This window comes from candidate division TA06 bacterium (assembly GCA_004376575.1).
Classification (GTDB): Bacteria; Hydrothermota; DG-26; order E44-bin18; family E44-bin18; genus E44-bin18.
In genome coordinates this window covers 1-10,233 of the sequence record SOJN01000041.1, presented here as the reverse complement: position 1 = coordinate 10,233, position 10,233 = coordinate 1, and the positions used below count along the sequence as shown (strand labels likewise).

12 protein-coding genes are annotated in these 10,233 nt (G+C 50.1%); all 12 read left to right on the top strand.

Going from position 1 to position 10,233, the window contains the following annotated elements; genetic code table 11:
• The first annotated feature begins 130 nt into the window (after nucleotides 1-130).
• Nucleotides 131-1,642, top strand: a complete 1,512-nt coding sequence (locus E3J62_03100; protein TET46854.1) for an acetyl-CoA carboxylase biotin carboxylase subunit — start codon at nucleotides 131-133, stop codon at nucleotides 1,640-1,642.
• A gap of 1 nt (nucleotide 1,643) precedes the next feature.
• Nucleotides 1,644-2,177, top strand: coding sequence for a biotin/lipoyl-binding protein (locus tag E3J62_03095; protein TET46853.1), 534 nt, complete (start codon nucleotides 1,644-1,646; stop codon nucleotides 2,175-2,177).
• 64 nt (nucleotides 2,178-2,241) lie between these two features.
• The gene (locus E3J62_03090; GenBank protein TET46852.1) at nucleotides 2,242-3,372 is read left to right on the top strand and encodes an acyl-CoA dehydrogenase; all 1,131 of its coding nucleotides are present in this window, start codon (nucleotides 2,242-2,244) and stop codon (nucleotides 3,370-3,372) included.
• Nucleotides 3,369-4,229: an MBL fold metallo-hydrolase gene (locus E3J62_03085; GenBank protein TET46851.1), complete on the top strand. Its 861-nt coding sequence runs from the start codon at nucleotides 3,369-3,371 to the stop codon at nucleotides 4,227-4,229. The genes E3J62_03090 and E3J62_03085 overlap by 4 nt, the downstream gene beginning before the upstream one ends.
• A gap of 56 nt (nucleotides 4,230-4,285) precedes the next feature.
• Nucleotides 4,286-4,846 carry a methyl-accepting chemotaxis protein gene (locus E3J62_03080; protein ID TET46850.1) on the top strand — a complete coding sequence of 187 codons (561 nt, stop codon included), beginning with the start codon at nucleotides 4,286-4,288 and terminating at the stop codon, nucleotides 4,844-4,846.
• The gene (locus tag E3J62_03075; GenBank protein ID TET46849.1) at nucleotides 4,839-5,636 is read left to right on the top strand and encodes an enoyl-CoA hydratase/isomerase family protein; all 798 of its coding nucleotides are present in this window, start codon (nucleotides 4,839-4,841) and stop codon (nucleotides 5,634-5,636) included. Before E3J62_03080 ends, E3J62_03075 begins: the two co-directional genes overlap by 8 nt.
• A gap of 11 nt (nucleotides 5,637-5,647) precedes the next feature.
• On the top strand, nucleotides 5,648-6,838 hold the full coding sequence (locus tag E3J62_03070) for an acetyl-CoA C-acetyltransferase (GenBank protein TET46848.1): 1,191 nt from the start codon (nucleotides 5,648-5,650) through the stop codon (nucleotides 6,836-6,838).
• A 23-nt stretch (nucleotides 6,839-6,861) separates the two neighbouring features.
• Nucleotides 6,862-7,716 carry a 3-hydroxybutyryl-CoA dehydrogenase gene (locus E3J62_03065; GenBank protein ID TET46847.1) on the top strand — a complete coding sequence of 285 codons (855 nt, stop codon included), beginning with the start codon at nucleotides 6,862-6,864 and terminating at the stop codon, nucleotides 7,714-7,716.
• Nucleotides 7,717-7,734: 18 nt separating this feature from the next.
• Entirely contained in the window at nucleotides 7,735-8,658 is a 924-nt protein-coding gene (locus tag E3J62_03060) for a branched-chain amino acid transaminase (GenBank protein ID TET46846.1), read from the top strand.
• Nucleotides 8,659-8,670: 12 nt separating this feature from the next.
• The gene (rpiB, locus tag E3J62_03055; GenBank protein TET46845.1) at nucleotides 8,671-9,114 is read left to right on the top strand and encodes a ribose 5-phosphate isomerase B; all 444 of its coding nucleotides are present in this window, start codon (nucleotides 8,671-8,673) and stop codon (nucleotides 9,112-9,114) included.
• Between the two features lie 32 nt (nucleotides 9,115-9,146).
• On the top strand, nucleotides 9,147-9,674 hold the full coding sequence (locus E3J62_03050) for a hypothetical protein (GenBank protein TET46844.1): 528 nt from the start codon (nucleotides 9,147-9,149) through the stop codon (nucleotides 9,672-9,674).
• Nucleotides 9,675-9,769: 95 nt separating this feature from the next.
• Nucleotides 9,770-10,233 (top strand): transcriptional repressor NrdR (nrdR, locus tag E3J62_03045; GenBank protein ID TET46843.1); only part of this gene is annotated, 464 nt, incomplete at its 3' end.

The window sequence follows — 10,233 nt, the reverse complement described above, 5'->3', positions numbered from 1 at the left end:
GGGGATGGGTGCGAGGTAATTTCGTAATTTCGAAGGGGTGGGGACGGGTTGAGCGGAATTTCGCAATTTCGATAGCCAGTGGGTGTGCGGTGATTCGATTTTCGATTTTCGAGACGGGGGTGTTGAAGGCGTGCTAGGCAAGATTCTGATAAGCAATCGCGGTGAAATAGCAGTAAGGATAATAAGAGCTTGCAGGGAACTGGGCATACCTGCAGTCGCCGTCTACTCAGATTGCGACAGAAACTCTTCGCATGTCTACATGGCGGACGAGGCAGTTCACATTGGCCTGTCAGCTCCGCTCAAAAGCTACCTGGATATGGATAGGGTGATAAAGGTTGCCATGGAAGTTGGCGCTGACGCAATCCACCCTGGATATGGTTTCCTTGCAGAGAACCCTCTTTTTGCAAAAAGGTGCGAGGATGCGGGGCTTGTTTTCATCGGACCATCCCCAAAGGCTCTTGCCTTGGTCGGTGACAAGCTCAAATCAAGACAGACCATGGTCCAAGCACAAATCCCCATTATACCTGGAATGAGAGAGGAAGGAGACCCCGAAAAGATTATCGAAGAATCTGAAAAACTCGGGTTTCCAGTTCTGATCAAGGCCTCTGCGGGAGGGGGAGGCAAGGGGATGCGCGTTGCCAGAAACCGCGCAGAGCTGAAGGACGCAATTGAAGCGGGCATGCGTGAAGCGCAGACAGCATTCGGCAACCCATCCGTGTACATAGAAAAGTATCTTACAAGACCGAGACACATCGAATTTCAAATCCTTGCGGACCAGCATGGAAACGCAGTTCACCTTTTCGAGAGAGAGTGTTCAATCCAGAGAAGGCATCAGAAGATAGTAGAAGAGAGCCCTTCTGTAGCCCTTGATCCAGAGCTGAGGGAAAAGATGGGCGCCACGGCCATAAAGGCCATAAGGGCTTCCAACTACACAAATGCGGGGACTGTGGAATTTCTCGTTGATGAAGATAGGAAGGACTCTTTCTACTTTTTGGAGGTGAATGCAAGGGTGCAGGTCGAGCATCCGGTGACAGAGCTCGTAACCGGAATAGACATCGTCAAGCAGCAGATACTGATTGCCTCGGGGGAGAAGCTCCCATTCACACAGCCGGACATTTCCCAGAGAGGGCATGCGATTGAATGCAGAGTGTATGCTGAAGATCCTGAGAGGAGCTTTCTGCCATCTCCCGGCAGAATAGCATTCCTGAAGGAACCTTTCGGGCCCGGCGTACGCCATGACTGCGGCATATATTCAGGCTGGGAGGTTCCCGTACATTACGACCCTATTCTCTCCAAGGTGATCACCTGGGGAGAAGATAGAGAGACAGCGCGGATAAGGATGATAAATGCTCTCTCTGAGTATGTTCTCCTCGGAATCAAGACTACTATAGAATTCTCAAGAGCTCTTCTCTCCCACAAGAACTTCATTGCAGGTGACACCCACACCGATTTCATAGAAAAAAACATGTCCGGATGGTGCTCAAGCTCGGGAAATTCAGATTCTGTAAAAGTGGCTCTCATAGCTGCCGCCATTGCGGCTTCCAGAGACAAGAAACCAGCTGCCAGCCACTCAGTCAGAAGAAGGGAAGCGCCTTCGCCGTGGCTCACTCTTGGTGAGTGGGAACTATTTGGCGGGAGATAGCATGGAGTTCGACTTCGCAATTGATGGAAAGAGCCACAAAATAAAACTGGACGTGAAAGAAGGTCCTTTTGAGGCTGAAGTGGATGGAAAACGGGAGACTGTTAGTGCCACCTTGATCGACTCCCACACCATCTCTCTCTTCCTTGGCAACAGGATAGTGACGGCCTACATCGCATTCGATGGAGACACCATCCAGGTATTTATTGCAGGTGAGAAATTCCATATAGAGAGAGCCCAGAAGCCTTCTTTCATGGAAAGGCTCCGGGAAGAGGCGGGACCGGTAGGCGACAAGAAGGTGATATCCACCCCCATGCCCGGACAGATAGTCAAGATTCAGGTGAAAGAGGGCCAGATTGTCAACCCCAACCAGAACCTTTTCATAGTCGAATCGATGAAAATGGAAAACCAGATAAGGTCGACTGTGCGGGCAAGAATCGACAGAATCCATTTCAAGGATGGCGATCCCGTGGACGCCAATGTTGCGATTGTGGAACTCTCATTGGTGGGTGAAGAAAAGAACGTGCAAGAAAGATGATTTTGACAGGTGTTACTTAAATGGTGTATACTTCGCAGAGCTTTTAGGGAGAAGGGAGTAGAAATTGCTGGACAAAGAACATGAGGACTTCAGGAAATGGGTGAGAGGGTTCGCAGATAAAGACATAGCTCCCTACGCCTCTGAGATAGATTCTTCTGAGAAACCGAACCTGGAGGTGCTAAAAAAGCTTGGCGAGGTCGGACTAATGGGCGTCCCCCTCCCCGAGGAGTATGGTGGTGCGGGCCTCGATAACCTCAGCTATGCCATAGCTATAGAAGAAGTTTCCCGTGTCTGTGGGTCAACAGGCCTTTTTCTTGCAGCGCACATATCGCTTGGAGCCACACCCTTCCACCTCTTTGGTAATGAAGAGCAAAAGAAGAAATATCTTGTCCCGCTTGCAAAAGGCGAGATCATCGGGGCCTTCGGCCTGACAGAACCTGGAGCCGGCAGCGACGCTGGAGCCACGCGAACCACAGCCGTCCTCGACGGCAATCAATGGCTGATAAACGGGACAAAGTGCTTCATAACTTCAGGACGCCTCGCATCGGTAGTGGTCATAACCGCCGTTACAGACAAATCAAAGGGAAAGAGGGGAATAAGCTCCATCATAGTGGAAAAAGACACTCCCGGGTTCAGTTATGGAAAAGAAGAGAAGAAACTGGGCGTGCGCGGGACCGACACGTCTGAATTGATCTTCGAAGACTGCCGGGTCCCCGAGGAGAACCTGCTGGGAAAAGAAGGGGAAGGATTTAAGCAATTTCTCACCATTCTCAATGGGGGAAGAATAAGCATCGGGGCAATGGCATTGGGGATCGCGCAGGGCGCTCTTGAAAATAGCGTCAGATATGCCCAGGAAAGAATTCAGTTTGGAAAACCGATTGGTGAACTTCAAGCCATTCAGGTCATGGTGGCAGACATGGCCACGGAAGTGGAGGCTGCCCGATGGCTCCTCTATCATGCGGCCCAGCTTGAAGATTCTCAGAGCAAGTTTGTGAAAGAAGCAGCAATGGCAAAGCTGTTTGCTTCAAGAATTGCGGTAAGGACTGGACTGAATGCTATCCAGGTCCACGGCGGGTACGGATACATGAGAGACTATCCTGTGGAAAGGATGTTCAGAGACGCGAAGCTGACAGAAATCGGAGAAGGCACCTCGCAAATCCAGCAACTTGTCATTGCCAGTGAGCTTCTTAGATGACGCTGGGAAAGCTAAAGATAGCGGTAGTGAGCGACGGCCTGTTCAGGCTCGACGGCGGTGCTATGTTCGGCGTCGTACCCAGGACCCTATGGGAAAAGAGGTTTACTCCGGACAGTAGAAATAGAATCATTCTGGGGCTCAACATACTGCTTATTGATAATGGCCGAGAGAAAATGATTGTTGATACTGGCATCGGCAGCAAAGTAGACGAAAGGTTCAAAGATACCTACGGCGTGGAAAGGCAAAGAGATGTCATTGAAGATCTGGCAGAAGAGGGGCTCAAGCCGCAGGACATAGACAAGGTAATCCTCACACACCTCCATTTCGACCACGCAGGAGGTTCGACTCGCATGGGCGACGATGGCAGCCCGGTACCCACATTCCCTGCTGCAACCTACTTCATTCAAAAAGTTGAATGGGAAGATGCCTTGGAACCCAACGAGAGAACGAAGGCAAGCTATCTCGAAGATAACTTCATGCCCCTCAGGGACGCTGGACGACTTGAGATACTGGACGGGAGCGCCCAGATAGGTGATGGAGTCAGAGTAGAATTGACAGGCGGCCACACAAGAGGGCACCAAATTGTCCATATTGAGTCGGAAGGACTCAGAATGGTCCATCCGGGAGACCTCATCCCCACATCCTACCATCTCCCTCTCCCCTACATCATGGGATATGACACCTTCCCACTTCAGACCCTGGAAATGAGAAAGAAACTGTACAAGGAGGCCGTGGGTGGTCAGTGGAAACTCTTCTTCGGACATGACTCTAATCCCAAGGTGGCCGGTTTGAAAGAGAAAGACGGAAGAATTGTGCTTGATGACGACACCATAGTCAGTTTCAAGGAGCGAAGATGATTTCAGTCCATCTCGCCCTTGACATTTGTTCCTAGAACCCCGGGATAGGAGGCCAGATGCATAACAGGAGGAGAAAGATTCAGTTCAGGCTAGCTTTGCGGCTCAAGGTTGCCAGATATATGATCACCTTAGCCATATTCTCTCTTCTGGTTCTCGGTGTGTGCGTATTCTTCTTCATCTTCTGGAACCCGATTGCGAGCGGACTACTCCTTATCTCAGATCCTTTCACCCGGTCTGCGGCACAAGTTTTCAACAATGCAGTGCGCAGCCTATTCCTCCTCTTCTTCGTGCTCAACTTCGTATTCTTGTGGCTCACCTACATAATCTCGGTAAGGGTGATGGGACCTTTTGCAAGGATAAGCAGGGTTCTTGAAGAGATAGCGGAGGGAAACACGCCTCAGGAGATAAGCTTCAGGTCGTCCGATCAGGCTCAGTTCCAAGAACTTATTGAGCCGTTCAACAGAGCCCTGGCAACTATCAGACAGAGGAAGGAACAGCTTAAGGAGATAAAGAAAGAACTAGATGCATATCTGGCATCCCCTGAAGGCTCTACTGCGGCAAAAGGGGAAGCCGTTCTTCTAAGGAAAATAAGAGAGAGGCTGGACAGACTTGGATGAAGTTGGAGCATGTAGCCACGTGGATAACAAAAGCATCAGAGTAAGCCTCGAGGATGGCGTGGCTATCATAGGAATCTCCCGTCCAGAAGTTCGCAACGCCCTGGACTCACGTACGATAGAGGAACTTTACCAGACTCTGGAAGAGTTGAACCGGGATGACAAAGTCAAAGTGGTAATACTGACCGGAGAAGGCGATTCATTTGTAGCTGGTGCGGATCTGAGGGAGCTTGAAAAGTTTGATTCTAAGAGTGCCAAGAGGTACGTGATGCTGGGGCAGAAGATGCTCTCGTCCATGGAAAATATCCAAAAGCCAGTCATTGCAGCGATAAACGGTCACTGTCTGGGAGGAGGGTGTGAGCTTGCACTCGCTTGCGATCTCAGAGTCTGTTCTGCACAGGCGACCATTGGGCAACCTGGACTGGGATTGGGAGTGATACCCGGTTTTGCCGGGACCAGAAGACTAACAAGACTCATCGGTGTAGGAAGGGCAAAAGAGATGGTATTCACGGGAGAGCCTCTTTCCGCAGAGCGAGCAATGGAGTTTGGCCTCGTCAACTGGATCGTGGAACCTGAAAATGTTCTCCCATTCAGCTTGAGGCTTGCAGAGAAACTCAAATCCAAACCGCCCATCGCCTTAAGAACAGTCAAGAGGCTTATCAACATGGAAAATGCGGAGCTCGTGTCAACCTCCGGGCACCGTGAGATAGAGGCGTTCGGTCAGATCTTCTCAACGGATGAGCCGAAGAAAGGCATCAAGGCCTTTTTGAGAAAAGAGAAACCAATCTGGTGAAAGGAGTTAAGATGGAGATACGTGACGTTGTCGTCGTAAGTGCATGCAGGACTGCGCTGGGAAGGTTTCTGGGAGGTCTTTCTTCTGTTAAGCCTCAGGAACTGGGTGCAGCTGTCATCAGGGAAGCGGTCAAGCGCGCTGGAATAAAATCCGAGCAGGTAGATGAGTGCTACATGGGTAACGTTGTGCAGGCCGGCCTGGGGCAGTCCCCGGCAAGGCAGGCAGCCATAATTGCCGATCTGCCACCTGAAGTTCCGTCTACCACTGTCAATAAGGTGTGCGGTTCTGGACTCAAAAGCATAATGCTGGGAGCACAGGCAATAATGGTTGGAGACGCAGAAATAGTAGTGGCCGGCGGGATGGAATCAATGAGCTACTGCCCGTATTTCCTCCACAAAGGAATAAGGGTTGGCGTCAAGTTTGGGGACCAGAAGCTTGTTGACTCCCTCATCCACGATGGTCTGTGGTGCGCCTTCGAAGATGTCCACATGGGCAAGCTGGCAGAGCTGGTGGCAAACGAAAAAGGGATTACCCGTGAGATGCAGGACGAATACGCCCTGGGTAGTCATAAGAAGGCTGTAGCCGCAATCAAGTCCGGCAAGTTCAAGAAGGAAATAGTCCCGGTTCAAATCCCGCAGAGGAAAGGCGAACCAATAACGATCGATACAGATGAGAGTCCGAGAGAAGACACCACCCTGGAGAAGCTGGCCAAGCTGAGACCGGCGTTTCAGAAAGACGGAACAGTGACCGCAGGAAATGCTCCGGGACTCAACGACGGCGCATCAGCAGTTGTTATCATGTCTGACAAGAAGGCCAAAGACCTCGGCATAAAACCTCTGGCAAGAATAACAGCATATACGAGTACCTTTGTGGAACCAAAGTGGGTCTTTCTTGCACCAGTAAAGGCAGTGGGCAAGATTATGGATAAACTGGGCGTAAAGATCGACCACTTCGATCTGATAGAAGCGAATGAAGCTTTCGCAGCCCAGTGTCTCGCCGATGGAAAGGAACTTGGGTGGGACTTTGATAGGGTAAACGTGAACGGCGGAGGCATCGCTCTTGGTCATCCAATAGGAGCAAGTGGAGCAAGGGTCGTCACTACGCTGCTTTACGCGATGAAAGATAGAGGGAAGAAGACAGGACTGGCCACCCTCTGCCTGGGAGGCGGCGGAGCGGTAGCCATGAGCTTCGAAGCCATGTAAGCAGAGCTTGCAAGGAGGGGTCCATGCAGATAAACAAGATTGGTGTTGTTGGCGCGGGAACGATGGGAAATGGAATAGCCCATGTCTGCGCCCTCTCAGGGTTTGACGTGGTTCTGATTGACATGAGCCAGGAGATTCTTGATAGGGCAACAGAAAAGATGAAAAAGAACATGGGCCGCCAGGTAAAGAAGGAGAAGATTTCACAAGCCGATATGGATGCTGCTCTTAAAAGAATAACAAATGCAACAGCACTGGAAGCTCTCAAGGATGCGGACCTGGTTGTGGAAGCGGTCGTGGAAGACCTGAAGACCAAGAAAGAGATCTTTCAAAAACTGGATGCCATATGTAAGAAAGACTGCATACTCTCTTCAAACACCTCGTCCATTTCTATCGGTGACATAGCACAAGCAACGAAGCGTCCGGAAAAGGTTATGGGGATGCACTTCATGAACCCTGTGCCCATGATGGTCCTGGTCGAACTGGTGAAGGGGAAATCCACAAGTGAAGAGACTATCAATGCTGCGCGCGAAATCGCAGAGAAACTGGGCAAAACTCCCGTTCTTGTCAATGACTCACCAGGTTTCGTGGCAAACCGCATATTGATGCCCATGATAAACGAAGCCGTTTGGTGTCTGAACGAAGGGGTGGCAAAAGCAGAAGACGTGGACGCTGTGATGAAGCTGGGAATGAATCACCCCATGGGTCCGCTTGCTCTCGCCGACCTGATAGGTCTGGATGTCTGCAAAAGTATTCTTGATGTGATGTATGAAGGCTTCAGCGATAAGAAGTATGCGCCCTGCCCCCTGCTGTCTAAGAAGGTCGAGGAAGGAAATCTAGGAAGGAAAACGGGTAAGGGCTTCTACGAGTACGGTAAATAATTCAGAAAGGAGGCTTCAATGGCCCTGGCGAAATCCAAATTCATCTGGATGAATGGTAAGTTTGTCAGGTGGGATGACGCCAAAATCCACATCCTCTCTCATGTCATACATTATGGGTCAAGCGTGTTCGAGGGTATCCGCTGCTACGAGACACCCAAAGGACCGGCAGTGTTCAGACTGAAAGAGCACATGGACCGCCTTTTCAATTCGGCAAAAATATACCGGATGGAGATACCCTATACCAAACAAAAGGTGACTAGAGTCTGTCTGGAAACGATAGAGAAGAATGAGATGAAGGAATGCTACATAAGGCCCGTGGTGTACAGAGGGTATCGTGAACTGGGCGTAAACCCCTTCAACTGCCCCGTTGATGTCACCGTAGCAGTATGGAAATGGGGAAAGTATCTAGGCCCTGGTGCTCTCACTGACGGAGTCGATGTAATGGTCTCCTCCTGGAATCGAATGGCCCCGAACACGTTCCCGGCGATGGCCAAGGCTGGAGGGAACTATTTGAACTCCCAACTGGTGAAAATGGAGGCTCTCAAGTATGGTTTTACGGAGGGCATCGTTCTGGACATCTTCGGATTTGTGAGCGAAGGAAGCGGCGAGAACATTTTCGTGGTAAAGGACGGCGCTCTATACACACCGCCGCTGGGAGCCACCATTTTGCCTGGAATCACAAGAGATGCGGTTATCAGAATAGCAGAGCATTTGAAGATTAAGGTCATTCAAGACATGTTTCTAAGAGAATTTCTGTACATTGCAGATGAAGTTTTCTTCACAGGTAGCGCCGCAGAGATCACACCCATCCGTTCGATCGACAAGAATACTATAGGGAAAGGGAAGAGGGGTCCTATCACCAAGGCCCTCCAGGATTCTCTACTAGGCATAATGACTGGAAAGATGAGAGATAGGTGGGGCTGGCTCACCTATGTTAAGTAGGCCGGCACGAATATGAAAATAGCTCTAGCTTCTGACCACAGGGGTTACAGATACAAGGAAAGGATAAAGAAGATCCTTGAGGGTCTCGGCCATACCCTCCAGGACTTCGGCACGTTCTCAGAAGCACCAGCAGATTATCCCGACTTCGCTTTCAAGGTTGCAGAGTCCGTTTCCAGAGGCGACTGCGATAGAGCGATTCTAATATGCTACTCGGGCATAGGCATGACCATTGCAGCAAACAAGGTTGACGGAATAAGAGCTGCACTGTGTTACGATCACGAATGCATCAAGCTTTCCAGAGCACACAACAACGCCAACATCCTTGTCCTCCCAGCCAAGCTGGACTTCGGGGAAAAACTTACAGAAATGATTCAGTCATGGATTGATCTCCCCTTTGAGGGTGGACGGCATGAGAGAAGACTGGAGAAGGTTTCGAAATACGAAACGGACAAATAGATAGTCTTTGGTGTAAAGGAAAGGAGCACAAGGTGAGGCGCAAGTTCCCGCTTGTTGAAATAGCAATCGTCGTTGCTGCTGCTGCATTGATTTACATTCTTGAGCGCCCCCGGTATCAGGCTAACAAGGCGGAAATACGTCAGTCAGACGCTGTCTACAATCTTTATGTATATAAGGCAGCAATAGAAAAGTACACCGTTTACCACAATGGGGTATATCCTACTTCTCCTGATAGCATAGGGCCATATCTTGAAGGAGGAAGTGCAGAGAACCAGACTCCTGGTCAATATCCGCAAAACCCCTACACAGGCGAGGCCCTGGCCAAGAAGAACATAAAATGGGTGATGTACAGTAACATAACCGACAGCAGGGATGACCATCCAAAAGGAGCTAACGGCAGGCAACAAGGCTCACCAGGATGGATCTCGGTGGGATGGTTCATTCCCCCTGGGGAGACTCTGGCAACGGACTACGGACTGATCACCTTCGGAACAGAAGGCACACCCATCTACAAGAAAGACCCTTCAGGACAAGAACACATCATAGTCATCCACAATTAGACCTGAGATGGTCTGAGAGGGAATAAGTATATCTTTTCAACTAAACCGCAATATGTTGTAGGAAATTATGTCAATCTACAACATGAGAGGAAGAAATGAAGTGTCCTTACTGCGGCCACGAGGAAGATAAGGTTGTCGATTCCCGTTCCAGCAAGGACGGTGAGGCAATAAGACGGAGGCGAGAGTGCCTTAGGTGTGGTGAACGGTTCACCACCTACGAGTACATTGAGAAGACTCCCTTGAACGTTGTCAAGAGGGACGGCAGGCGTGAACCGTTCAATCGACAAAAGCTGATAGATGGCATGATCACTGCTTGCAGAAAAAGGCCCATCTCCACAGAAAAGATAGAGTCTCTGGCCGACCAGATCGAACTCGAAATCTCAGAGACCGCATCATCAGAGGTCACCTCACTAACCATAGGCCAGAAGGTGATGGAGAAACTGAAAGGTTTAGATGAAGTTTCGTATGTGAGATTCGCATCTGTGTACAGGAAGTTCAAGGACACCAGCGAGTTTCATACCGTCCTGAAAGGACTCTCCGAAGAAGAACCCCCCGAGAA